General features: G+C 49.4%; 22 protein-coding genes. 16 read left to right on the forward strand and 6 right to left on the reverse strand.

The genetic code is table 11. From position 1 onward, the window contains the following. Positions 1 to 111 precede the first annotated feature (111 nt). Positions 112 to 1,161 carry an alkene reductase gene (locus EXT46_RS02130; protein ID WP_022943768.1) on the forward strand — a complete coding sequence of 350 codons (1,050 nt, stop codon included), beginning with the start codon at positions 112 to 114 and terminating at the stop codon, positions 1,159 to 1,161. Positions 1,162 to 1,317: 156 nt separating this feature from the next. On the opposite strand, the gene EXT46_RS02135 is transcribed toward EXT46_RS02130, so the two are convergent. Further along, positions 1,318 to 1,875, reverse strand: coding sequence for a DUF6795 domain-containing protein (locus EXT46_RS02135; protein ID WP_022943770.1), 558 nt, complete (start codon positions 1,873 to 1,875; stop codon positions 1,318 to 1,320). A gap of 230 nt (positions 1,876 to 2,105) precedes the next feature. Between EXT46_RS02135 and recC the strand changes: the two genes are divergently transcribed. The 10 genes from recC to EXT46_RS02185 all read left to right on the forward strand — a co-directional run bounded on the left by recC (position 2,106) and on the right by EXT46_RS02185 (position 14,775). After that, entirely contained in the window at positions 2,106 to 5,369 is a 3,264-nt protein-coding gene (gene recC, locus EXT46_RS02140) for an exodeoxyribonuclease V subunit gamma (RefSeq protein ID WP_130144942.1), read from the forward strand. Next, complete coding sequence (gene recB, locus EXT46_RS02145) at positions 5,356 to 8,925, forward strand: exodeoxyribonuclease V subunit beta (RefSeq protein ID WP_130144944.1); 3,570 nt, start codon at positions 5,356 to 5,358, stop codon at positions 8,923 to 8,925. The genes recC and recB overlap by 14 nt, the downstream gene beginning before the upstream one ends. Further along, positions 8,918 to 10,750 (forward strand): exodeoxyribonuclease V subunit alpha, encoded by a 1,833-nt coding sequence (gene recD, locus EXT46_RS02150; protein WP_130144946.1) that lies wholly within the window; start codon positions 8,918 to 8,920, stop codon positions 10,748 to 10,750. The genes recB and recD overlap by 8 nt, the downstream gene beginning before the upstream one ends. Positions 10,751 to 10,752: 2 nt before the next feature. After that, on the forward strand, positions 10,753 to 11,118 hold the full coding sequence (locus EXT46_RS02155) for a hypothetical protein (protein WP_130144948.1): 366 nt from the start codon (positions 10,753 to 10,755) through the stop codon (positions 11,116 to 11,118). A 58-nt stretch (positions 11,119 to 11,176) separates the two neighbouring features. Continuing rightward, a complete protein-coding gene (locus EXT46_RS02160) occupies positions 11,177 to 11,833 on the forward strand; it encodes a DUF2589 domain-containing protein (RefSeq protein WP_205988198.1) in 657 nt (218 codons plus the stop codon). Further along, a complete protein-coding gene (locus EXT46_RS02165; protein WP_130144950.1) occupies positions 11,823 to 12,089 on the forward strand; it encodes a hypothetical protein in 267 nt (88 codons plus the stop codon). Before EXT46_RS02160 ends, EXT46_RS02165 begins: the two co-directional genes overlap by 11 nt. Further along, complete coding sequence (locus tag EXT46_RS02170) at positions 12,086 to 12,730, forward strand: DUF2589 domain-containing protein (RefSeq protein WP_081604450.1); 645 nt, start codon at positions 12,086 to 12,088, stop codon at positions 12,728 to 12,730. Before EXT46_RS02165 ends, EXT46_RS02170 begins: the two co-directional genes overlap by 4 nt. A 62-nt stretch (positions 12,731 to 12,792) precedes the next feature. Continuing rightward, entirely contained in the window at positions 12,793 to 13,293 is a 501-nt protein-coding gene (locus EXT46_RS02175; RefSeq protein ID WP_130144952.1) for an Mpo1-like protein, read from the forward strand. Further along, positions 13,290 to 14,081 (forward strand): SDR family oxidoreductase, encoded by a 792-nt coding sequence (locus tag EXT46_RS02180; RefSeq protein WP_130144954.1) that lies wholly within the window; start codon positions 13,290 to 13,292, stop codon positions 14,079 to 14,081. Before EXT46_RS02175 ends, EXT46_RS02180 begins: the two co-directional genes overlap by 4 nt. Before the next feature lie 73 nt (positions 14,082 to 14,154). Further along, positions 14,155 to 14,775: a TetR family transcriptional regulator gene (locus EXT46_RS02185; RefSeq protein WP_045978690.1), complete on the forward strand. Its 621-nt coding sequence runs from the start codon at positions 14,155 to 14,157 to the stop codon at positions 14,773 to 14,775. A gap of 27 nt (positions 14,776 to 14,802) precedes the next feature. Here EXT46_RS02185 and EXT46_RS02190 read toward each other — a convergent pair whose 3' ends face one another. The 4 genes from EXT46_RS02190 to EXT46_RS02205 all read right to left on the reverse strand — a co-directional run bounded on the left by EXT46_RS02190 (position 14,803) and on the right by EXT46_RS02205 (position 20,832). Then, positions 14,803 to 17,892 (reverse strand): efflux RND transporter permease subunit, encoded by a 3,090-nt coding sequence (locus EXT46_RS02190; RefSeq protein ID WP_130144956.1) that lies wholly within the window; start codon positions 17,890 to 17,892, stop codon positions 14,803 to 14,805. Between the two features lie 3 nt (positions 17,893 to 17,895). After that, positions 17,896 to 19,026 carry an efflux RND transporter periplasmic adaptor subunit gene (locus tag EXT46_RS02195; protein WP_022944016.1) on the reverse strand — a complete coding sequence of 377 codons (1,131 nt, stop codon included), beginning with the start codon at positions 19,024 to 19,026 and terminating at the stop codon, positions 17,896 to 17,898. A gap of 231 nt (positions 19,027 to 19,257) precedes the next feature. Then, on the reverse strand, positions 19,258 to 20,322 hold the full coding sequence (locus EXT46_RS02200; protein ID WP_022944015.1) for a DUF3083 family protein: 1,065 nt from the start codon (positions 20,320 to 20,322) through the stop codon (positions 19,258 to 19,260). 87 nt (positions 20,323 to 20,409) lie between these two features. After that, positions 20,410 to 20,832: a CBS domain-containing protein gene (locus EXT46_RS02205; RefSeq protein ID WP_130144958.1), complete on the reverse strand. Its 423-nt coding sequence runs from the start codon at positions 20,830 to 20,832 to the stop codon at positions 20,410 to 20,412. Between the two features lie 92 nt (positions 20,833 to 20,924). Here EXT46_RS02205 and EXT46_RS02210 point away from each other — a divergent pair, with 92 nt between their 5' ends. The 3 genes from EXT46_RS02210 to EXT46_RS02220 all read left to right on the forward strand — a co-directional run bounded on the left by EXT46_RS02210 (position 20,925) and on the right by EXT46_RS02220 (position 23,533). Further along, positions 20,925 to 21,317: a VOC family protein gene (locus EXT46_RS02210; RefSeq protein WP_045978693.1), complete on the forward strand. Its 393-nt coding sequence runs from the start codon at positions 20,925 to 20,927 to the stop codon at positions 21,315 to 21,317. Between the two features lie 85 nt (positions 21,318 to 21,402). After that, positions 21,403 to 23,079 carry a glutamine--tRNA ligase gene (glnS, locus tag EXT46_RS02215; RefSeq protein WP_130144960.1) on the forward strand — a complete coding sequence of 559 codons (1,677 nt, stop codon included), beginning with the start codon at positions 21,403 to 21,405 and terminating at the stop codon, positions 23,077 to 23,079. Between the two features lie 94 nt (positions 23,080 to 23,173). Continuing rightward, positions 23,174 to 23,533 carry a VOC family protein gene (locus tag EXT46_RS02220; RefSeq protein WP_053911214.1) on the forward strand — a complete coding sequence of 120 codons (360 nt, stop codon included), beginning with the start codon at positions 23,174 to 23,176 and terminating at the stop codon, positions 23,531 to 23,533. On the opposite strand, the gene EXT46_RS02225 is transcribed toward EXT46_RS02220, so the two are convergent. Continuing rightward, entirely contained in the window at positions 23,530 to 24,345 is an 816-nt protein-coding gene (locus EXT46_RS02225) for an MliC family protein (RefSeq protein WP_130144962.1), read from the reverse strand. The genes EXT46_RS02220 and EXT46_RS02225 overlap by 4 nt on opposite strands. Before the next feature lie 596 nt (positions 24,346 to 24,941). On the opposite strand from EXT46_RS02225, the gene EXT46_RS02230 reads away from it, so the two are divergent. After that, on the forward strand, positions 24,942 to 25,370 hold the full coding sequence (locus EXT46_RS02230; protein ID WP_130144964.1) for a hypothetical protein: 429 nt from the start codon (positions 24,942 to 24,944) through the stop codon (positions 25,368 to 25,370). Between the two features lie 2 nt (positions 25,371 to 25,372). After that, positions 25,373 to 25,819, forward strand: coding sequence for a hypothetical protein (locus EXT46_RS02235; RefSeq protein WP_130144966.1), 447 nt, complete (start codon positions 25,373 to 25,375; stop codon positions 25,817 to 25,819). The last annotated feature ends 82 nt before the right edge of the window (positions 25,820 to 25,901 follow it).

Raw genomic sequence — 25,901 nt, forward strand, 5'->3', positions numbered from 1 at the left:
GCTGCTAACTAAGATAACGAACATGGTACCATTTATTTTCAATATTTACTTGAATTAGCATTCAACAATCCATACGTTGAATATACATTCAAAAAAATAAATATGCTTTATATGACCGATCTTCTTTTACAACCTTATGCTTTAAATGACGAACTGACTCTTAAAAATCGTATTCTTATGGCGCCGCTTACGCGCTGTATGGCGGATGATAATCTCGTACCAACGGAAAAAATGGCGGCCTATTACGCTCGTCGCGCTGATGCTGGGTTGATCATTAGTGAAGCCACGATTATTCGCCCTGATGCCCAGGGCTATCCGAATGTCCCGGGTATATTCACCAGTGAGCAAATACAAGGTTGGCGCAATGTCACTGAGCAAGTGCATGACCAAGGAGGCAAGATATTTTGCCAACTATGGCATGTTGGCCGTGTCGCTCATCCACACTTTTTTGCAGGAGATGTGCTCGGTGCCAGTGCGATTGGTATCGAAGGCACTGTGCCGCGCATGCGTGAATTAAGTTACCAAACACCAAAAGCCGCGAGTGAAGCGCAAATCGAACAGCTTGTGGCTGATTATGCTAAAGCGGCAGAAAACGCGATAGAGGCTGGTTTTGACGGCGTTGAGATCCATGGTGCCAATGGCTACCTGATTGATCAATTCCTGCACCACAGTAGCAACCAACGCAACGACAACTATGGCGGCAATGCTGCCAATCGCGCACGTTTTGCACTTGAGGTGGTCGACGCTGTGGTCGCGCGTGTGGGTGCTGCGAAAGTGGGTTTACGGTTATCCCCTGGGGCGTACTTCCTGCTCGATGAGGGCGATGAGCAAGATACCGCCGTGTTCGACTATTTACTGGAGCAGCTTAACCATCGAAATCTTGCGTATCTGCACTTGGGTATTTTCGATGACAGCATGCGTTTCCCTTATCTTGGTGGCAACGGCAGTGCCTCGCAATATCTACGTAAACATTATAACGGGAACTTGGTAGGTGTTGGCAGTTATACGCCGGAGCAAGGCGCTGAGGCAATCAGTAATGAAGAGTTCGATTTACTTGCCTTAGGTCGTCCTTTTATTGCCAACCCCGATTTGGTCGCCAAAGTGAAAGCGCAAAAACCACTCACGCCATACACTGATGATATGTTGGCTGAACTTTACTAAAAAGACTGCGCTAGCTTTGCAGTGCCGCTATTTTTTTGGTGGTGAGCGAAGAAAATGCAAAAATATGACCCTTGTCATGAATTTGCAATTTTGGCGCTTTACTATGAGTGGCAAGTAATGACGTATGTGTTGCTTGAACTCTGATTAGACCCCGACTTAGCCGCTGATAACAGCGGCTTTTTTTTGTGCCGATTTTTGCACATGTAAATCACATATCGAGTAGACATTCACGGGCAGGCTAGGGCGGCGCTTATCGCTGATGTTGAATTCATTTTCAGCGGAGAGCAAATTACACTGCAACTGCGATAGGGTTTCTTGTAGCACGAAGTTGTCTAATTCATGGTCAATGGCGGTGTACCATAACACGTACTGTTGGCCTTGGTAGCGCACACTGATGTCCTGCCATAAGCGCTCCGGAGGCTCGCCAAAAACAGGATGCTCTGTGGTCATGGGGGCAAAGTAAAAGTGTCCGCTGCTGTCTGTTTTCGCGCGGCTAACGAATTGCTGATCGCCCACCGATAAGGTGCGGGTAATTTCGACATTGGCCAGCTCAGAGCCGCCCAAAGCAAGCTTCCCCTTCACTTGCGGGGATAGGGTTTGAGATTGGGTCACTAAATCAGAGATAAGTGGGCGATGTTGCCCAAAATCACCAAGCAGCGTCACTGAGCAAGCAAGTAAGCCGGCACAAAAAAGGCTGAAAGCAATCAATCGCATTGGCACGCTCCTGTGTGCTAATTCATTCCATTGTGGTTATAACTTAATCTATGTTCCTAAAATATGCAAATTCAAGATGTTACCGAATATTTTGCTATTAACTTAGGTGCAACAATGATGCCGCTTAACAATAACCAATAAGGTGAAAATACACTGTGATGTCAACCTAGTGCCCGTCATTAAAATTGCGTACACTGGCTATCTAGGCATTCCAATAATACCGATAACGCATGCTGCATATAATACAGTCAAACCGTATGGAGATTCTCAGCGCCCAGCTCTGTGCGTTGCTGGCGAATACCAGCAGTTCTAATATTTTCCATAAAGAGCAAGTATTGGTGCATTCTCCAGGAATGTCACAATGGTTGAAGCTTGAGCTTACAGCGCAGTTAGGCGTATGTGCACAGGTCGACTTTCCATTACCTTCGAGTTTTATCTGGTCTTTGTACCAGCAAGCTTTGCCTGATGTTCCGCCAGAGTCGTCGTTTAACAAAGCCAATATGACATGGAAGCTCTACGAACTGTTGCCGCAAAAATTAACACAGGCTCATTACCAACCCCTGATGCGCTACCTTGATGGTGACGATGATGGTCACAAACGCTATGCCCTGTGTGAAAAAATTGCCGATGTGTTCGATCATTATCTAATGTATCGACCACAGTGGTTGGCTAGTTGGCAAGCGGGTGAAGATCAACTAGATGACGTTGATATTAGCCATGCACCTTGGCAGCCCGATCTTTGGCGTGCTTTAGTCGCGCGTGTTCAAGAGCTGGAGCAAAGCCCATACCACCGCGCCAATATGCACCAAGAGTTACTGGATGCACTGGCGGCGGGGCAGTTGCAACTGCCGCCACGTATTTGCTTGTTTGGTATCTCCGCTTTGGCGCAATCGCAGCTAGCGATCTTTCAGGCGCTCAGTGAGCACACGGATGTGTTGATATTTCTGTTCAACCCCAGTGAACATTATTGGGGCGATATCGTCGATGAGAAAACTCTGGCTAAAATACACACCCGATATCAGCGTAAGCCTAATGTCGACGCGGCTGAATCTGAGCAACAATATTTTATCGTCGGTAATCCGTTATTGGCATCATGGGGTAAGCTTGGCCGCGATTACCTAGAGCAACTGCTGCAATTAGATGGCAAGTGGCTGGATGGTTTCGATGATGAATTTGCGCCGCATTTATTGGGTCGTCTGCAGCAAGAGGTATATGAATTAGCTTTCAAAGGGGAAAGCTTAGCGCAAGACCCACACTGGTTTATCAGTGAGCAGGGCAAGATAGCATTGGCGCAACAAGATCACTCCCTGTTAATAAGTAATTGCCACACTGCTTTGCGCGAAGTGGAGTGCTTACACGACCATCTACTTGCTGAGTTTGCCCGCGATCCAACTCTACCACCCAAAGACATCATTGTGATGATGCCAGATGTCGGGCAGTACAGCGCCTTTATTGAAGCAGTGTTTGGTGGCGCTAAAGGCGAGCGCCATATTCCCTATGCCATTGCCGACTTATCCATTGCCCAAGAGCAGCCTATTGTTAATGCCTTGGTGAGCTTGGTGAATCTACCCTTTAGCCGCTTTGGTGTCAGTGAATTGATGGATTTATTATACATTGAGGCCATTAGTCAGCATTTCGGCTTTGTCGCCAGCGAACTCGAGCAGTGCCAAGTGTGGCTTGAGCAAGTCGGGGTGAAGTGGGGAATTGATGGCGCGCACAAACAAGAATTCAACCTGCCAAGTATTGATCTCAACACCTGGCGTTTGGGAATAAAGCGATTATTGTTAGGCATCGCGGCCACCGATGCCCCTTATCATGGGGTCTATCCGGCTGACGCAGTTGAGGGCATGGCCAGTGATACATTGAGCAAACTCTTGGCCTTTATCAATGTGTTGTTGCAGGCCAAGCAGGCACTTAGTGGTGATGCAAGCTTATTGGATAAGTGTACCAGCTTGCGCGCAATTGCCAGTGAAGTGATGGCAGTAGAGCATTTAAGCGCCGCAGACTTAGCCTTGTTAGATGGCCTCTATAGTGACATTGAAAAGCACTATGATAATGGTGACTATCAAGGGCTCATCTCGGCACGGATCTTCGCCACCTTGATTCAACAAGGTGTCGAACAAAAAGGCGTGGGGCAGCGGTTTTTAATCGGTAAAGTTAACTTTTGTACGCTGATGCCGATGCGCGCCGTGCCCTTTAAAAAGGTCTGTATCTTGGGGCTGAACGATGCCGATTACCCACGCAGTGTACAGCCTATTGGTTTTGACCTGGTGCCTTACAGCCAGCGACGCAAAGGCGATCGCTCACGTCGCCTAGACGACCGCTATTTATTTTTAGAGGCCTTGCTGAGCGCCAGAGATAGCCTATATCTTAGTTATATCGGTCGCTCTAGCCGCGATAACAGTCCCCGTATGCCCTCGGTATTAGTCAGTGAGCTGTGCGAATATTTAGACCGCAGCTTTTGCTGGCAAGACAGCGATGATACGTTCACAAGCCGATTAGTGATAGAGCATCATCTGCAGCCGTTTCATCCGCAGTATTATCAAAAGGACAGCCGTTGGCAAAGCTTTAATCCGGTGTGGGCCTTGCCGTTAACAGCCGCTCAAGAGCAAAAACAACAGCTTCAGCCTTTGGCTGTCACAGCGCCACAACTGTGCGAGCTCGACACCTTAATGCAATGTGCTACTCGCCCACAACGTTATTTCTACCAACAAGTACTTGGGGTGCGCATAGATGGCATTGATGCACACGATGAAGATATCGAGCATTTCGATTTAGATGCCTTATCGCGTTATCAATTACTCGATGAGCTGCTTGAAGGACAATTGCACGGTAGCGCTCCGAGTGATGAGGAAATTATCCAGCGCGGGGTGCTGCCCCAAGGTGTGTTATCGACATTGACCTTGCAGCAACTGCGTAGTCGTATCAGCCCACTGGCAGAGCAGGTTCAGCTGCGTACGCAAGGGCAAATGGCGCAAATGCTGGAAGTGGATATCACGGTTTCTGGAGTGCGCCTGCAAGGTTGGTTAGCGCACCTCTATGGCAGTCAACAGGTGTTTTATCGCAGCGCCAGTATTAAAGCGAAGGATAGAATTCAAGGGTTTATTTATCACTTACTCGCGCAGCTGTGTGGGGAGGCGGTCACCACCGTGGTGATGGGCTTAGACGAGCAAGTGTCTTTTGCCCCGATGAATGCCGAGCGTGCTGAGCAATTATTAGCACCCTGGCTAGAACTGTTTACTAGCAGCCATCAAAGCAGTGTGGCATTTTTCCCCGTCAGTGCTTGGGTATGGATACAAAGCCAAGATATGAATAAAGCCAATATTAAGTTCGTCGGCAGCCCGTATGTGGGGGTCGCCGAGCGCAGTGACCCTTACATCGCCACTGACTTTGCCGACCTTTTTCAGTGCGAGCAGGAATTCTGTGACTGGAGTACGCGATTGTTGCAACCCATAGCGCAATTAGGCGAGGAGCAACGCTATGCAGACGCTTAACCCTGTCACCCTTGCCTTTGATGGACAACAGCTTATTGAGGCCAGTGCCGGAACCGGTAAAACCTATACCATCACCGGGTTGTATTTACGCTACTTATTAGGCCTGTATGAAGATGCTAAGGGCAACCAAGGCGAGCCGCTGACGGTCGAGCAAATATTGGTGGTGACCTTTACCGAGGCCGCTACCAGTGAAATCAAAGACCGGGTGCGCTCGCGCATTAGCATGGCAAAAAACATGCTGCTAGGGGAGCACAGCAGCGATGCGCTATTGCGTGACTTGATAGCGCAGCTTGACGACCGTCAACAGGCATTTAATCGTCTGGATATGGCGGCGAAATCCTTGGATGAAAGTGCCATTTACACCATTCATGGGTTTTGTCAGCGCATGCTTAAACAACATGCGTTTGAATCAAACATGGCCTTTAATTTGCGCTTCACCCTGGATGAGAGTGAGCTGCATGAGCAGGCGGTGTTCGATTTTTGGCGACAGTTTGTGTATCCGCTGCGTGCAGAGCAAGCGCAGGCGGTCCTCGCTCATTACAGCTCGCCACATAGCCTGCTAAAAGAGCTGCGTGCGCTCATTAATCGCAAGCAGCTGCAGTTACAACCGCACATTGATGACCCCGAGGCTGAGCTGACCCAATTGTGGCATTGCCAAAGCGAATACCTCAAGGCTTTGCCCCAATTCAAACAGGCACTGCGCGAGGGCGATTTTTTCAATGCCATTGCCGCCAGCGATATCAAAGGCAATGCCAAACCTAAGCATAAAAGTAATTTGGCGGGCTTGGCAGAGTTTAGCGACAATGATGACACCCAGTTGAGTTTAGGTGCGGCCAAACACTCCTTTAGCTTATGGAGTGCGCAAAGCCTTGAGGACCCCAGTATTTATAAGAAAAATGGCCAACCTTTTTCTCACCCTTTGGTGGTGGAATTTGAACGTATGGCGCAGCTTAGCCTAGGCCTGGGTGAGCGCCTTGCGCAGGTGATATGTGTCTTGGCGCTCGCCTATGTGCGCCGCCATGTGCAGAGCAACAAAGCACGCACCGGCATTATCGCCCCCGATGACCTGCTTAGTCAGCTCTATGATGCGTTGCACAATGACAGCGACAACCAGCTGCAACAGCAAATTCGCCGCCAATACCCGGTGGCGATGATCGATGAGTTCCAAGACACCGATCCCATTCAGTATGGTATTTTCAGCACTATTTATCGTCCCAGCGATGAGCAGTTCACTAACCTCACCATGATAGGGGATCCCAAGCAGGCCATTTATGGTTTTCGCGGCGCCGATATTTTTACCTATATCGATGCTAAGCAACAACTGGGCGCGCAACAGCAGTATACTTTGGCAAAAAACTTCCGCTCGGCGACGCCATTAGTGGAAAGCGTCAATAACTTATTCAGCAGCCACCCGCAGAGCTTTATCTTTAACGACGCCATTCCCTATCAAGAAGTGCAAGCGAATGGCAAAGATAAAGCGCTGCTCTATAAAGGCGAGGCGCTCGGTGCCATGGATTTTGTCTTTTATGGCAGCGGTGCTGAGGTGTTATCGAAAGAACAAGGGCAAAGCGCCTTGGCCGAGGCATTTGCAAAGCGGGTTCACTTTTTGTTGGCTGCGGCGCAACAAGGAGACTTGCTGCTAGGTGAGACGCCCCCGTGCGCCGGCGATTTTTGCATCTTGGTACGCGATAGGGGCGAAGCGGCACTGATGAAACAGGCGCTTACCCGCCAAGGTGTTGCCAGTGTTTATCTAGCCCGCGAAAGTGTGTTTAAGCAACCGCTGGCGCAACATCTTTACCGCTTGTTGGCGATTATACACGGCCCTTATGATGAGCGCGCACTGCGCGGCTTGCTGGCGGGGCCATTTTATAACTTCAATAGCGCCCAACTGCTGGCACTGAGCGATGATGCCGAACAGTGGCAGCAACAATTGCAGCACTTCGCCGAGCTCAAGCGGCGTTGGTACCGCGATGGCGCGTTGGCAATGCTCGAGCAGCTGTTATGGCAAAATCAATTACCGCAAGTGTGGGCCGAGCAAGGGTGGGATGTTGAGCGCCTATTAACGGATTTTCGTCATCTCGGTGAAATTCTCCAACATAAGCAACTTGAACTGGATGGCACGGCGCGGTTGCTGAAGTATTTTCACCAGCAATTGACCCGTGATAGCAGTGAGGGTGACAGCGCCCAACTGCGTTTGGAGTCTGATGCCCAGCTGGTGCAAATCGTGACCATGCATGCTTCTAAAGGGTTAGAATACCCCATTGTGTTTATGCCGTTTGCGGTCAATTTCCGCAGCGCCAGCGCCGCTTATTATCACCACCAAGGACAGCTGTACTTAGATTTATCTAAACAGCAAGAGAACCTTGCGCGCGCCGAGCGCGAGCGCTTAGCCGAGGACTTAAGGTTATTGTATGTGGCCTTGACCCGGCCCATCTATCATTGTGCTTTAGGGCTTTATAATTTGGGCAAACATAAACGCTCGCAACTGCTGCAAAGCGCGCTAGGGTACTTGTTGTTTCCGGGCGCTGAGGGCACGGAGAATGTTCGTGAGCTGCTGCAGGCTCGACTCGCGCCTTACCCGGACATGAGTTTAACCGATGCTGATCATTATCAATCGGGTGAGAATCTGGTGCAGGAAAACGCGACCGTTGAGCGCCAGGTGCGCGCCCAGCAAGCGGTTATTGAGCGTAACTGGCGGGCCACCAGCTTTAGCGCCTTGAGCTTCAAGCACAGTGATTATCATGGTACCAGCCACAGTGGCGGTGATGATGAGGATCACCGTTTGCAGCAAAGTTTAGTGCTTAAGCAGGCATCCCCTCTAGCGCAGCTAACGGCTTATGATTTTCCCAAAGGCCCGGGGCCTGGCAGTGCACTGCACGATATACTCGAGCAAATCTCTTTTCGCGGCGTGCTCGCCGGCGAGGCGCAAGCCATGGCAGAGCTTGAGCAAGTGATCACCCATACCCTGCATAAATACGCACTGGATGAGAGCTGGCACGCGCTGCTGTGTAGCTGGATGGCGGCGATTATGCGCTGCCCCATACTCGAGTCAGGGCTTTATTTGGGGCAGTTACAAAGCGATGATTGTTTAGTGGAGATGGAATTTCATCTCGCGCTCAATGAGCTTGATGCCCAACATTTTAATGCCACCATGATAAGCCTGTTTGGCTATGACTTTGGTCTTGATTTTGAACGTGTTAAAGGCGTGCTAAAAGGCTTTATTGATTTAATCTTTTGCTATCAGGGGTGCTATTACGTGCTTGATTACAAATCGAATTACCTCGGTGAGAGCGCCGATGATTATAACGATGAAGCCTTAACGCACGCCATGAATGCCCATAGCTATCATGTCCAAGGGGCGATTTATATGGTGGCATTGCACCGCTTGCTGGCGGCGCGATTGCCTGATTATGACCCCGCTAAGCACCTAGGTGGCATGGTGTATACCTTTTTACGAGCGATGCCCGAGGGACACGGAGTGTACTATCGGCCATTCAGTGTTGCTGAAATCGACACCTTAGACGGGCTTTTCGCCAAAGGAGCGCACTATGCTTGAGGTACTGTTAGAACAGCGTAAAGTGCGTACCGTGGATGTCGAGTTGGCGGCGTTACTCGTCGATGAGCAGCAACCGCCTTACAGCGAGGGGTTTTATATTATCCTGCTGTTGCTCAAAGCTATGCATGAGCAGCATACCTGCTTAGATTTGCACAGTGTGAACTGGGACAACCCCTTTGAGCTCGATACCCGCGCGCCAGTGCCCGCGTTTTTTGCGCCTGACTTTGATGCCCTCGGCTGCCTTAATGCCTTGCCTTGCACTGGGGCTGAAAAACCGCTGCGCATACATGGGCAGCGCGTCTATCTGGCGCGCTATGATGGCTATGAAGCGCAGTTAACCGCGCGCTTTTTGCAGTTAGCTAAGCAGCCTTTGGAGCTTGACTTGCCCGCGCTCAAAGCGCTATTGACGCATTACTTTAACAATCAAAACAGCGAACCTGATTGGCAGAAAGTGGCCTGTGCTCTGGCGGCCACCAGTAAGTTTTGTGTGATCACCGGCGGTCCGGGCACCGGTAAAACCACCACGGTGACGCGTTTGTTGGCGATTTTACAATCGCTCTATGCCCAAGCCCCTTTGCACATTGAACTGGTTGCTCCAACCGGCAAAGCAGCAGCACGCCTAAGCGAGTCTATTCAAGGAGCAAAAGGCGACTTAGCCGAGACCGATCAGGCGGTATTAGAGAGTATTCCCGAACAAGCGCAAACCTTGCATCGGTTGTTAGGCACGGTGCCCATGTCCAATCATTTTCGCCATCACCGGGGTAATCCGGTGCATGCTGATTTAGTGATTGTCGACGAAGCGTCCATGGTCGATATTAGCCTAATGAGCAAATTGGTAGACGCCTTAGCACCGCACACTCGATTGATTTTATTGGGCGATAAAGACCAGCTGAGTTCAGTGGACACGGGCAATATCATGGCTGATATTTGCAGTGAATGTATCCTTGGCCAACTGCCGCACTACAGTGACCAGCGCGCCGAGCAACTCGGCTATTTATGCGGTGAGCATTCTTATCACAGTGGCCAGCAATCACCTTATGCGTTAACCGATCATGTTGCCTTTTTGCAGCACAGCTATCGCTTCGATGGCGACAGCGGCATAGGCCAACTGGCGTATGCAATTAACACAGCCGATAGCAAAAAAGCACGGTACCTGCTGCAAAGCCGCGCCAGCGATATTAGTTATTACCCTTTGGATGAGGGGTTTTACAGCGCGCTCATTGCCCGCTGCGCCGAGCAGTACAGCCACTACTTAGCATTGATTGCAGCCGGGGCAACGCCCGCGCAGGTGCATGACGCATTTGCCCGCTTCCAGTTACTTGCCGCACTACGAGAGGGGCCCTTTGGTGTGCATGCGCTTAACCAACGCATTGAATATCACCTCGCTCAGCAAGGGAAAATCAATGTGCAGCAGCGCTTTTATATCGGTATGCCGTTGATGATCACTCAGAACGACTATCAGCTTCACCTGTTTAATGGTGATATTGGCATTATTATGGCGGATGACAACGGCGAGCCTCAGGCCGTTTTTATGGGCGCGCAGGGCGAGGCCAGGGCATTCTATCCGGGGCGTTTACCGCATTTTGATAAAGTTTTTGCTACGACCATTCACAAATCACAAGGCTCTGAGTTTGCCCATACCGCCATGGTGCTGCCGCCGCTGCATCGGGGCGGCCAAGGACTTAATCGCCAGTTGGTGTATACCGGTGTGACCCGTGCCAAGGCGCATATTGAATTGATCTGTGATGCGCGCACCTTGGCCTATGCCATCGCCACGCCAGTGCGCCGGGCATCGGGGTTGTATCAGCGTTTATGTGAGTGTTAGCGATGTGGTTTTATGTCATTTTAGCGGTGGTGCTTATTAAAACCTCGTTATTGGGGTTAGGTGTGGTTTCCATGGCCATTGCGCTGTGCGCATGGCTACTGTTGCGCTTAGGAGTGGTGGCTATTCATCCGAGTATGAAGCAAGGGTTTAGGCGGTTATTTAAAGTCGCGTTTGTTTTGCATCTTAGCGTTTATGTGGCGCTAATACTCAAGCTGCTGCTGATCGACTCCTTCGACGATATCCCGGCCTTTATTGTCGGCCACTTACTGATACACCACCTGATGTCAGCCGTCATCGGCGCCACGGTGATCTTTATGCTTATCCGGCGATACTTTTATTACAAGGGCTTACATAAGAGCACGAGTTAAGCCAGCGACTCCTAGTTTTTAATGGCAATAGCGCAAATAGGAACAAAAGGAGAGAACTATGGCTATCGATACAGGACTCGTTGGCTCGGTAATTAATGCCTTGCCATTGGATCGCATGATAGGGGGGCCATTGCATGCAATGATCACCGCCCAAGTACAGGCAAGTCGGGCTTACGCCGAATTTTTGATGACCGTGTGCATTAAAGATGGCAAGGCGGTGAACGTTGAGTTCGAATACGATGAAACCCAAGTGGACACCGAAGGTAACTTCAAGGGTACCATACGTAAAACTATGCGGGTGCCGCTACTTGCAGCGATCACCCACCCCAATATTTGTGTCGAAGAAGGGTCAATTGACTTTGAACTGGAAGTGACACAATCAGAAGAAAGCCACAGCGAAACCAGTGGTGAGGGTGGCTTCGAGGCAAAAATGGGCTGGGGTCCATTCTCGGTTAAAGTGCATGGCAAGGTGTCTCATAAGTCGGAGCAAACCCGTAAAACCGACACCCGAGCTAAATATTCAATTCATACCGCAGTAAAACGCCAAGGGCCGCCTGAAGCATTAATGCGCGTTATTGATTTTCTCACCGATGCGGCTACCAAGCCCGTGGTTATTGGTGAGGGTAAACCCTCTGCTACTGATGCCTTACCTGCGGACACGAAAGCTGAAATCGCACCGCCTTCTGATAAAAATGGTAAAAAGGGTGGCAACTAAAGTGCAACTAAAAAATGCTTGGCGGCGGTGCTGGCAGGCCATCAGTGCATTGTGGCCAATACCAAGCCGGTATTGGTCTACGCACTGTCACACCAAACAGACCAATGTGGTGCTGTTACATTCCGAGCACTCTGGGCGCGCAGGTGATACGCGTGCCTATGTTAACGTGCAGCTGCATGCTCAAAGTCATTTTCTCAACACTGAGTTATTACAGCGGCTGCGCACTCCCAATGTCATTGATAGTAAGGACTTATGATGTTTGGCAAAGAAAAGATGAATGCGCAAATGCTCACCGATATCACTCGGGGGATCCACCATGCGGTGAACACCACCGGGACCATGATATCGCAACAATATGTGATGCAATTGCAGCAGTTCTTCGATACTCAAGAGGATGGCTCGCTAGCGGCGAAAATGGTGAAAGTGCAAGTCGACGAGCAACACGATATGTATGTGCCGCTTATTGCTTTAGTACAGCCGCAAGGCATAGCCTTAGACAAAATGCGTTTTGATATGTCGATTCAAATCAGTGAAAGCGAGTTGAAACGGGCGACGCACCAAGTGGATGGGTTTAATGCCGAGCGAGTGGCATTCAAGGTGAACCTTTCGCCGAAAACCAGCGACAGCAACCGCCGGCGAACCGATATTGTCGATGTGGAGATGCAGTTTACGCGTTGTGAAGCACCAGAGGGAATGCATCGGCTCATTGAACAATACGCCAATATGATCCAGCCCTTTAAAAACGGTGAGCCAGTGTCTGATGAGCCTAATTCTCCACCGGGGCAGGGACCATTAAAGAGCGCCGCTGCGAGTGAGCGCAAGCCCAATTTAGTACGCATGAATACCCATGCCACTGGTAATCTTGATGAGGGCGAGCGAGACGAGCCAAAAATATAGGCAAGTTAGGGGTTTTACTCTAAACTGAGCACAAGGTTAATAATAAAAAAGGTGCTAACACCATGAAAACCTTGGTTACCCAATTAAGTAATTACGCTCGTTATCATCGTGATAAACGCAATATATACACCCACTTTATCGGCATACCCTTAATCGTGTATGCCTTGCTGGTGCTGCTCTCTCGTCCGAGTTTTACCGTTTTAGCGCTCAGCCTCACTCCCGCTGTGTTGGTCGTGAGTATTACCTGCCTTTATTATTTAAAGCTATCCCTCAGGCTAGGCCTGCTGATGAGCGCATTGTTGGTGCTGAGTCTGCTCGGGGCTGCGCCCGTGGCAATGCTTAGCACGTGGCTGTGGCTGTCCGTTGGTATCGGATTATTCGTCGTGGGCTGGGTATTTCAATTTGTCGGTCACTATTACGAAGGCAAAAAACCTGCCTTCGTGGATGATTTAATCGGCTTGGTTATTGGGCCCTTATTTGTTGTCGTTGAAGCCTTATTTTTAATGGGGCTTTGCAAAGAGCTGCAAGCGCAAATTGAACACCAAGCAGGAGCAATAAAATGAACTTAGATGGCAAACGGGTGTGGTTAAGCGGCGCATCATCGGGCATTGGTGAGGAGCTGGCTAAACAACTTGCGGCCAAAGGCGCTAAGCTGGTGTTATCGGCGCGCAACGAGCAAGCCCTTGAGCAGGTGAAAAATAGCTTGATGGGGCAGGGACACGTTGTCTTACCTTTGGATTTGAGCGCCGCTGAGAGCCTACTCAAAGAGCTCCCCGAGCAGCTCGCAGCCATCGGTGATATTGATATTTTGATTAATAATGGCGGAGTGTCGCAACGTAGCTTGTTTGCCGACACCGACTTTGCTACTTACCAGCAATTAATGGCGGTCAACTACTTTGGCACTGTGGCCCTGACTAAACTGGTGGTTGCGCAAATGCAGGCTCGAAAGCAGGGGATGATCGTGGCAATAAGCAGCGTCGCGGGCAAAGTGGGCTCTAAGTTTCGCTCCGGTTATTCCGGCTCCAAATATGCGGTGGTCGGCTTTATGGATTGCATTCGCGCCGAGCTTGCCGCTGACGGCATTCATTGCCTCACCGTGTGTCCTGGCTCGGTGCAAACCCGCATTGCTCATAACTCCTTAAACGAGAAAGGGGTGGCGCAAAATCACAGTGAACAGTCGATTGAAAACGGTATGCCGGTAAGCGCCTGTGTGCAAGGAATCATCACCGCGATTGAAAAGCAAAAGCAAGAAGTGGTGATTGGCCAAGGCTTAAGTTATTGGGCACCGACCATCAAGCGTTTTTTCCCCAGGTTATTTAATCGCCTAACCGCTCGGCTGGAGTATCGATAACACCGCGATGGCTGTTGGTTCAGGTAGCAACTATGTTAATATTGCGATCATTATTTCCTAATCGAGCAAGGCCATGGTCAGGCGTTCTAAGGCTGATGCCGAACAAACCCGCAGTGCTATTTTAGATGCCGCTGAGCATCAGTTTTACCAGCATGGTGTGTCACGTACCACCTTGGCACATATTGCTAGCGCCGCAGGCGTCACGCGCGGCGCAATCTATTGGCATTTTGACAACAAAGCCGATCTGTTCAACGCCATGTTAGACCGTATTCGTCTGCCGTTTCGACAAATGCTCAGTGAGCTGCAAAGTGCCAATGATCTGAGCGCTTTGGCGCAAATAAAAGACGTGATGCATCGCGCCTTGGTGATAGTGCAACAAGACCCTCAGTATCATCGCGTGCTAACGGTGGTGTTCCATCGCTGTGAGTATGTTGACGAGCTTAACCCCGCAGTACAACAACAAGAACAACTCAATCAAGAAGTGCAGGACACGCTCACGCTGGCGTTCGCCAGAGCATTGGAAAATGGTGAGCTTAACCCGGCTATTGAGCCGCGAGTCGCGGCAGCGGCGATGAATTCCCTCGTCGGTGGCCTTATCAGTAAATTTCTGCAACACCCAGGTTATATTGACCTTATCGAGCAAGCGCAAGCCCTCCTTGATACCTTGTTTTTAGGCATAAAAAAGCCGGACTAAAAAGTCCGGCTTTGGGGTTGGGTGCAGTTACTTTCGAACAAAGAGCTTTTGCACCACGAGATAAAACACGGGAACTAAAAAGATAGCCAAGAAGGTGGCACTGAGCATGCCGCCAAGGACGCCAATACCAAAGGCATTGCGACTGGCTGAGCCGGCACCGGAGCTTATCGCCAATGGCAAAACCCCGAGCGAGAACGCCAGTGAGGTCATGATGATGGGTCGTAAACGCAAGCGCACGGCTTCGAGCGTGGCGTTGATCACCGAGCGACCTTGTTGCTGTAAATCTTTGGCAAATTCGACGATGAGAATCGCGTTCTTAGATGCCAAGCCCATGGTGGTTAGCAAGCCCACTTGGAAATACACGTCGTTCTGAAGACCGAACAAGAAGGCGGCACTGAGCGCCCCGATGATCCCCAGCGGCACCACCATAATCACTGAAAATGGAATAGCCCAGCTCTCGTATAGGGCGGCTAAACATAAGAACACCACCAAAATCGACAACGCATAGAGCATCGGCGCCTGGGAGCCAGACATTTTCTCCTGGTAAGAGGTGCCGGTCCATTCAAAGTCAATGCCCGGTGGCAATTGAGCAACCAGCTCGGCCATGGTTTGCATCGCCACGCCGGAGCTGTATCCCGGTGCTGGCTGACCTTGAATTTCCATGGCTGAGATGCCGTTGTAACGCTCTAAGCGTTGCGGGCCATACACCCAGCGGCTGGTGGCAAAGGTATCAAAGGACACCATTTCACCTTCGTTATTGCGCACATACCAATGGCTTAAATCTTCCGGGGTCATGCGGTACTCGGCATCGGCTTGCACATAAACCTTTTTAACACGGCCTCGGTCGGTGAAGTCATTGACGTAACGCGAGCCCCAGCCAATAGACAACGCTTGGTTTATCTCGCTAATCGAGACTCCTAACGCTTGCGCTTTAAGCTGGTCGATATCCACCTGTAACTGCGCCGCATCTTCCATGCCGTTAGGGCGCACAGCCATCAGCTCTGGGCGCTGCGCCGCCATTCCCAGCAGTTGATTGCGGGCCTGCAGTAGCGCGTCATGGCCTAAGGCGCCCCTATCTTGCAAGAACAGGTTGAAGCCAGTGGCTTGTCCTAGCTCTTGAATAGGAGGCAAGTTAAAGGCAAAAATTTGCGCCTCTTTAATGGTAGAAAAATACCCCATCGACCGGCCGATAGTGGCCTGTACGCTTTGGCTGTCGTCGCGCTCACTCCAATCTTTTAGGCGCACAAAGGCAAGGCCGACGTTTTGTCCTCGTCCGGCAAAGCTAAAGCCGCTGACGGTGAACACCGAGCGTACTGAGTCTTCGCCGTGATAATAATCGGCGACCTTAGTCATTATTTCTTCGGTACGCTCTTGGCTGGCACCGCTTGGCAGCTGCACCATGGTTAAAAAGATACCTTGGTCCTCATCGGGCAAGAATGACGAGGGCAGACGGGCAAACATCAATGCCATCACTGCGATAATCGCGCCATATAATGCCATTGAGCGCACCGGACGCTTAAGCAGGCCACCTACTGCCCCTTGGTAACCATCGTTAGAGCGATCAAAGGTACGGTTAAACCAACCGAAGAAGCCGCCTTTTTCCAAATGGTCGCCTTTGATGGGTTTCAAAATGGTGGCACACAGGGCCGGCGTGAAAATAATCGCCACCAACACCGATAACGCCATGGCTGAAACGATAGTAATAGAGAACTGCTTATAGATAGCCCCAGTTGCGCCGCCAAAAAAGGCCATCGGCACAAATACGGCAGAGAGCACCAAGCCTATGCCCACTAAGGCGCCGGTGATTTGTCCCATGGACTTGCGCGTTGCTTCCACAGGCCCCAAGCCTTCCTCGCTCATGACCCGCTCAACGTTCTCGACCACAACAATGGCATCATCCACCAACAAGCCGATGGCCAGCACCATACCAAACATGGTGAGGGTGTTTATCGAAAAGCCCATCGCCGACATTATGCCAAAGGTACCGAGCAAGACCACAGGAATCGCTAGGGTCGGAATTAAGGTGGCGCGAAAGTTCTGCAAGAACAAATACATCACCACAAACACTAACAGCACGGCTTCAAACAGTGTTTGCACCACTGAGCTGATAGAAAGCTCAACGAACGGCGTGGTGTCGTAGGGCACTTCAATCTTGAGCCCTTCTGGGAAATAAGGCTTTAGTTCGTCAAGGCGAGCGCGCACTGCTTCGGCGGTATCGAGGGCATTGGCTCCGGTGGCCAACTCGATGGCGATCCCCGTTGCTTGCATGCCGTTATAGCGCGCCATAACGGAATAGTCTTCACCGCCGAGCTCGACGCGTGCCACATCTTTAAGCTGCACTCGTGAACCATCTTCGTTAACCCGTAATAGAATTTGGCCAAATTCTTCAGGGCTACTGAGGCGGCTTTGTGCGGTGATGGCGGCATTGTATTGCTGCCCGGGTAACGCCGGGGCGCCGCCCAGTTGTCCGGCTGTCACCTGATTATTCTGCACTTTAATGGCAGCGGTGACATCGGTGGGGGTCAGTTGATATTGGTTAAGCTTTTGCGCATCAAGCCAGATACGCATGGCATACTGGCTGCCGAATACGGTGACATTGCCCACCCCTGGGGTGCGGCTAATTGGGTCTTTAACATTAGAAACCACATAGTCGGCGATGTCTTCGCGGTTCATCGAGCCATCTTCGGAGATAAAGCCAATAACCATTAAGAAACTGCCATTAGACTTGGCTACCGAAACCCCTTGCTGCTGCACTTCTTGCGGTAACAGAGGAATTGCCCGTTGCAGTTTGTTTTGCACCTGAACCTGAGCAATATCCGGATCAGTGCCGGTTTCAAAGGTGAGTGTCAGGCTGACATTGCCCACCGAATCACTTTGTGACGACATATACATGAGGTTGTCCAAGCCGTTCATGGCTTGCTCTATCACCTGAGTAATGGCGTTTTCGGCTGTTTGTGCGGTGGCACCAGGGTAGCTGGCATTAATGCTGACCGCCGGTGGCGCAACCTTAGGGTATTGCTCAACGGGCAGCTGTTTTACCGACAGCAGGCCCGCAAGCATGATCACGATGGCGATCACCCAAGCAAAAATAGGCCGGCCAATGAAAAAATTAGCCATAAATTATGCCCCCGTGTCCTGTTTTGCCACTGTCACTTTGCTACCGGGGCGAACCTTTTGCAGCCCGGCGACAATTACTTGGTCACCGGCTTGTAGACCGGAGTGGACTTGCCAGCTTTGGTTTATCTCTTGACCGAGCTCCACTACGCGAGTTTGCGCCGTGCCTTCTTTGCTGACCACCATTACCGTGGCCTCACCTTTGGGCGTGCGCACAATGGCTTTTTGCGGTACCAATAAGGCGTCATCATCTTGGCCGGTAGCTAACTGCGCTCGTACGAACATGCCTGGCAGTAATTCACCATTGGGGTTGGGGAATACTGCGCGCATGGTGACCATAGACGTCGATGGGTCAACGCTTACCTCGGAGAACTTCAGCTCACCGGAGAGCGCATACCAGTCGTTATTTTCTAATCTCAGTTTAACCTCGGGGTTTTGGCTGAGATTGCCTTGATGCATGGCGCTGCGCAAAGAAGATAACTTGGAGGCGGCGCGCGTCATATCCACATAAATAGGGTCAAGCTGGCGAATTATCGACAGCGCAGCGCTTTGATTGGCCGTCAGCAACGCCCCTTCGGTAACGCTAGAGCGACCAATCTGACCGTCAATGGGGGCGCGGATTTGAGTGTAATCAAGATTAATTTCGGCGCTCAGTACAGCGGCTTTGGCGGCTGCTAAATCGGCCTTTGCTTGTAGCAAGGTGGCTTCGGCATCATCATAGTCTTGCTGGCTGACCGATTTATTACCTAATAAGCCTTTGATACGTTCAGCCTTCATGCCACTGTTGCGAACACTGGCTTGGGCTTTGGCGAGCGCCGCTTTGGCACTGGCAAGTTCAGCTTGGTAGGGAGCGGGGTCAATCCGATACAACACATCTCCTTTGCTCACCATTTGCCCTTCTTCGAACAGTCGCGCCTGCAAAATACCGCTGACTTGAGGGCGGATCTCAGCTTGACGAAAATCGACCGTGCGGCCAACTAGCTCGGTGCTGAGGTCAATACTTTGTGGCGACAACGTTATGGCCTCGACTTCAACGGCAGCGGGGGCCGTTTGGGCTTGTTGTTGTGGTTGCTCCTGGCAACCACTTAAGCTAAGCGCCGCAAGTACTGTGACTGCGACCAGCGTTTTTACATTCATAACCTACCTTTAGCTGAACAATTTATTAAACCGACTAGAGCAGGAATATACATACATGAATGTATGTAAGCAAGGTAAACTATCTCGTTTACTTTTAAGGTGTTGATATAAAGCGTAAAAAAGTCTTTTTTGCGGAGGGGGATAACACGCTAAATTAGGCTGGTAAGGGACTGAGCCAAGCAACAAAAAAGGCCGCCCAATAGCGGCCTTGTTGTTGTTTTTATCGTGCAGTTACAGGCTGTAGCTCAGGTGCTGATAAAAGCGGGTGTTGATATCTTGGCGCTCTGGGTTCACCTGTAAGCTATTGCACAGCGCCTTGATCACGCTCTCGACTTGATTCATAAAGCGGCCATAGCCCATATCATGATGATCCTCGACGCCCGCAACAATCACAAAGTCAATGCTCTGTACCAAGTTGGCGGCATCAAAGAGTACGTGACTTTGGGTTTCGCCTTTGCCGGGTTCAAAGCTGAGCTTTTCCAGTTCCTCATTGTGAGCGCTGGTGTCGATATCACGGTGGCGAATAAGCGGTGTGCGGCCATTGGCCACCATTGCGCGGCGCGGTAGGCGCTTGGCTTCACAGGCGCTGATAAACGCATCTTCAATGTGGCTATAAAAGTTTCCGTAATCCGTGGCGCTGGCATCCAATAGCTGCGTTTTTAACTGCCGTGTGAGTGGCAAAGTAAAACGCGCATAAGTCAGGTCGCGATGGCTGGGTAAGGGGCAGCCACGGGCTTCATAGCGTGGTGCCAGTGCTCTAAGTTTATATCCATAGCTCTCTTTATGCCCTTTGGCGCGGGCGAACAAATCATAGGTTAGGTGCTGATGGTCTCGCACTTTCAACTTGTTGGCGTCGCCGGGAAGTTGCTCTTGCAGTGCACTTAGCACCTTGGCAACGCGGCGGTGAAAATCGGCAGAATGGGCACGAATGTCTTCACCTGTAGCGAGGAATAGCAACCGTACTTTGCGTGCTCGGCTTTCGCAGCAGCCATGTAGCTGATGAGCCTCGTGATATCGCGGATTATAAAAAAACAGCTGCTGACGTTGAGTCTCTAAGCAATATGCCTCTTCATGAAAGCGCACAATGGGCAGCTTGTCGTTGACCAGCATGTGCACATTGTAGAGCTCGGCATCGTCACATAACGCGAACAGTTGTCGGGCAACGCGCTGATATGCGCTGCGATAATCGCTAAAGCAGGCGTAAAAATCATCATCCGGTTTAAACTCGGCGAGAATATACTGGTTGGCGCGAGCATTGGTCGGTATATAAACGCGATGTTGATTCTGTGAAGCCATGGTTATTCCTTGTTCCTAGGTTTGTTAAATTCGCCTCAAGTGTAGGGCAGATAAATGTCAGCGATGTTGCGCTAGATTAAACTTTTATTACTTTTTCAACAGCTCAACGCTTAGGCGCACAAAGTCTGAAGAGGTGAGTATGCCGAGCAGTTTTTGCTCCTCAACCACCGGCATACAGCCATGACGGTTATTGAGAAAAAACTCAGCGATATCACTTAAAGCATCACCGGGGGCCACGGTATCAAAATCTTGAAGCATGATATCGCCCACTTGCGTTTGCTTCTCTTTGCGCTCAAGTGCCGGTGCACCAAACACTGAAATAATGCGCATCACTTGGGCAATCATCAGTTTTTGCGTCAGCATGCCAATAAGTGTGCCGTGCTCATCGGTAACGGGAATATGGCGAATATTGTGCTCACGCATTAATGCATGGGCATCATGCAACGAGGCATCAGCGGTTACGGTAAGCGGCGCTGGGGTCATTAAATCTGCAGCAGTATGCAATTGCATCACGGCTCCTTTCGCGTTGTAATGAATGTCTCTGTAGCATAGCTTAGCGTGACGCACAGTGATTAGATCCTAATCAATAAAAGGAGCATTCAATGCAATTACACGGGCTAGACCATGTTGTGCTGCGCACCGATGATGTACCTCGCATGTGCGCATTTTACGAGGAAGTACTTGGCGCTCAGTTAGAGCGCGTATTGGAGCAAGAGGGGTTGTATCAGTTGCGCGCCGGCCAGGCCCTGATTGATATTCTTAGCACTCAGGGTAGCTTAGATAGCAAGCAACCGGTGCAGGTGCGCACCTCGCCACTGGCGCATTTTTGCTTGCAAATCAGCGCCGCGAGCGAACAGGCGGTGATCCGCACCTTAAAAGCCAAAGGCGTAAACCAGTCGTTGCAGTTCGCTGAGCGCTACGGGGCCACTGGTTTTGGTCGTTCTTTATACATTCTTGACCCAGACGGCAACACCGTTGAATTAAAGCTGGTGTGACCTTACTAAAAGCTGTAAGTTAAGCGCAGTATTTGTCATAATGCGTGGGTTATAAGTCACGCAGAATTCAGAGGAAAGTATCCCAATGGCGGAGATTGAGAATCGCCCAACGAACTTTATTCGTAACATCATTGACGCAGATTTAGCCTCAGGCAAACATCAGCAAACGCACACGCGTTTTCCACCCGAGCCAAATGGCTTTTTGCACATTGGCCATGCCAAGTCTATTTGCCTGAATTTTGGCATTGCACAAGACTACAACGGGCTGTGTAATTTGCGTTTTGATGATACCAACCCAGAAAAAGAAGACATCAACTATGTGAACTCAATAAAAGAAGACGTGAACTGGTTGGGTTTTCAGTGGAGCGGTGAGATTCAATACTCTTCTAACTACTTTGACAAGTTGTATCAGTACGCTGTTGAGCTTATTGAAAAAGGCCTCGCTTATGTGTGTTTCTTAACACCAGAGCAAGCTCGCGAGTACCGTGGCACGTTAAAAGAGCCAGGTAAAAACAGCCCTTATCGCGACACCTCTGTGGCGGAGAACCTAGCGTTATTCGAAAAAATGAAAAACGGCGAGTTCAAAGAGGGCGAGTGTGTACTGCGAGCCAAAATCGATATGGCCAGTTCCTTTATGGTGCTGCGCGACCCGATTATTTATCGCATTCGTTTTGCCCACCACCACCAAACCGGTGATAAGTGGTGCATTTACCCAATGTATGACTTTACCCATTGTATTAGCGATGCGCTTGAAGGCATTACCCACTCATTGTGTACCTTGGAGTTCCAAGACAACCGCCGTTTATACGACTGGGTGTTAGATAATATCAGCCTTGAGTGCCACCCACAGCAAATCGAGTTTTCACGACTGAACCTTGAGTACACCATTATGAGTAAGCGTAAGCTTAATCAGTTGGTGGTCGATGGTCATGTTGATGGTTGGGACGACCCGCGTATGCCGACGATAGCCGGGCTACGCCGACGCGGTTACACCCCAGGTTCTATCCGTGAATTCTGTAAGCGCATTGGTGTAACCAAGCAAGATAACCTAGTAGAAATGGGCATGCTTGAAGCCTGTATTCGCGATGATTTAAATGAAAACGCGCCACGTGCCATGGCGGTATTAGACCCGGTGCGCGTCGTGATCGAAAATTACCCACAAGAGCAAGTGGAAATGCTCGATGCGCCTAATCATCCGAACAAAGAAGAAATGGGTTCGCGTCAGTTGCCATTTACCCGCGAGGTGTTCATTGAACGCGAAGACTTCCGTGTTGAAGCGAATAAGAAGTTTAAGCGCTTAGTGCTAGGCAAAGAAGTGCGTTTACGTAACGCTTATGTGATTAAAGCAGAGCGCATTGACGAAGACGAGCAAGGCAATATCACCACCATTTATTGCTCTTATGACCCGGAAACACTAGGCAAAAACCCGGCTGATGGCCGCAAGGTTAAAGGGGTTATTCATTGGGTGAGTGCCAGCCATTGTATTGAAGCCGAAGTGCGCCAGTACGACCGCTTATTCAATGTGCCTAACCCAGGTGCGGCAGAGGACATTACCGATGCCCTTAACCCAGAGTCACTAAAAGTGGTTAAAAATGCCAAATTAGAGCCTAGCCTAAGCGAAGCGGCTGCCCTAAAAGGGTATCAGTTTGAGCGTACCGGGTATTTCTGCCGTGACGATCACTTTTCACACTTAGTGTTTAACCAAACCGTAGGGCTACGTGATTCTTGGGCCAAGATTGAGCAACAAGATAAAGGCCAATAGGGCCTTAATGCGTTAATACGCAACCCAGTAGAACCAATAAAAAAGGTGCGCTATGCTTAGCGCACCTTTTTTTGTTTTATAGCAGGCGACAAGGATGAAAAATAATCACGAAATGCTGAACTATGTGGAATACCCTGCGCGCGACCTCGAGGCCACAAAAGCATTCTTTACCCATGTTTTTGCATGGCAATTTACTGACTACGGCCCAGATTACACAGCATTTAGCGGAGCAGGGCTCGATGGCGGCTTTTATCGTAGCGACTTAAACGCTCAGACCAGCAAAGGCAGCGCATTATTGGTTTTTTATTCCAGCGATATTGCGCAAACCCAAGCTAAGATAGAGCAAGCGGGAGGCGAGATCTCCACAGCGTTATTCGACTTTCCAGGCGGGCGACGGTTTCACTTTGTGGAGCCCAGTGGTAATGAGTTTGCGGTATGGTCGGAGCCTGCTTAGCGTAATGTGCACTGCTGCATGGGCGTGTTGTACTGCCATTGCACAAAGGCACTATCGCCTTTTTGCCAAAAAACCTGATTGCGGCCTTGGTATTTAGCGCCACTGGCGGCTATCACGCGCTGCATCAGCCATTGTTGCTCACCCTCGCGCAGGGCAATAAATTGTGGCGTGGTATCATAAAAATCAACACTTACCTGTTTGCCCTCGCAATCATACTGAAGGTGGTCCACAGCCGTGGTGAGTTGATACTGCACTTGCAGTGAAGCGTTGCGATGCTGATAGGCATCAATAATGCACTGTTTTACGTTATCTGCTTGCCAGCACGCATCGCGGCCTTTTATCCAACCACGTTGCATGGCCCGTAACGTGCTTTTATGTTTATCACTATCGGATTGTGCCAGTGCTTTTTCGAAGGTGTCGGCCAATTGCGCATCTAACTCACTCAGCCTTGGCGACTGACATACTTGGCGGGCGATATCACTGTGTGCTTGCTCACAGTTAAAGCTGGCAGAGGTGTTCGCTTGGCTTGCCACCCATTGGCACCACTTCGGTGTTAATAATGGCGGCTTATCTGCATGGTTATTGATATCTAAACGATACTCCACACTGTTTGCCCATACCGTAGTGCCAATATCCGGGCCGTGCCCGCTGCCATCGCTGGTACTGGCTAGCTGCTCAATTGCATTGAGATTAGCTTGGGTACATTGGGTCGGTGTGGGAGTTTCTGCTGGTGGGGATTCACCGCTTGGTGCGGTAGCAACATGACAGGCGGCAAGAGTCAGAACGGCGGTAACAATGGCTAAACGCTTCATAATTAACAATAGCGAGAATAAAAACGCAATTATAGAAAAGGGGTATTAATAGAGGGTGAATAGCGCGATAGGTTGCGCTGCTCCGCTAGGCAGCGCCAGAGATCTGAGTATGTTTAACCATTTAAAAGTTTAAAACCCCTTATCCACATTAAGTAGGCTTTTCCGTTCCTAAGCTGTAACGTCTTGTTCTTAGCTCAGCGCTTACCGATTCTAAAAATGGAGACGAAGACATGATAATATCACAATGAGCTGTGTATATGTACAGTTATAGATGGTATATATCAAAGAAGCAAAAACAAGGCACGTTATGTAAAGTAATATCAGGCACGAATAAGTCAATATTACCTATAACTTTTTGAAATTAAGGCATTTGTTTGTTTGCATAACGAGCCAAATTCGGCACGATTATCTCATTGCGCGTTTTCAACCACACAACTGCGTATCGACATGGCGACACTCAGCTGCTAAATTAATGACTTTATTAACAATAAATGAACGTTAGCGTGGTTCAGTAGCCAAAGGTTATTTGGTTTAACCCGAAATGCATGCTAATAAGCTGTTAGCATTTCAACCAAGGCAAATACAAGGAGTATATAATGCCTAAACAAGTAGAAGTAAAAATAACCATTGCAAAACTATTAGAGGTAGCTTATTCAAAGAATAAAGGAGTAACGACTAAAATAGTAAAAAGCAAAGGGAATTATAAATTAACAATTGATTCAAGTGGGAATGCTACATTATCAGGAAGTGCAGGTATGCTAACATTTAAAGGAGATAGCGCTTTGCAGGGATTAGGGGCGAAAGTTAAAAACGCATCTATTACTTTTACAAAAGGTGACGGTAATGACATTAAGTATACTGCAACATTTAATTTTGTTGGTGCTGCAGGTATGTCAATTTCTGGCTCCTTTAATATTGAAGAACTCATTCTTTCATGTTCAGGTCTTTTATGTAGAGCAGCTAGAGCGCTGAAAGGTAGGCATGCTGCATACGAAATGGAATTAAAGCGAATAATGGGTCATTAGTAATGAAAAAATTATTAATTATTAGTTTGTTTGGGTTTATAACATCCTGTGCAAATACGGTTGAAAATAGTACTTCACCTTATCAACAATATAAACAGTTTTTAACCTCATTAAAGGTGAAAAACTATGAAGATGCACTTCATATGTTAAGCCCTTATAACCAAACTCGCTTTCACAGAGAGAAAGGAGATGAAAGTTTTAATGAGTTTTTTCCTTTCTTTTCATCTGTTGACTCTGTTGTTTTAAAAGAAATTCGATACTATGAAAAGGTAAAAGGTGAAAAATCTTGTTTAACTGTTTCAGGCTACAACAAAGAGGGAGATCCTACGACCTTGAATTTTGAGCTATTGAATGTGGATGGTTACTGGAAGCTACATTATGTTCACATGGCGTATCATGAGACGAAAAATGAATTTCCTGATAAAGCAACATGCCCTGTAATACCTTAAAAATGCTAACAAGAGACTATGGCGTCAATAGCTCTTTTTAAGCTTTTGGCGCTTCCCACATTACCCCATCTCTGAGCATCGA

The sequence above is a fragment of the Pseudoalteromonas sp. CO325X genome (genome assembly GCF_004208955.1).
GTDB classification, from domain to species: Bacteria; Pseudomonadota; Gammaproteobacteria; order Enterobacterales; family Alteromonadaceae; genus Pseudoalteromonas; species Pseudoalteromonas ruthenica.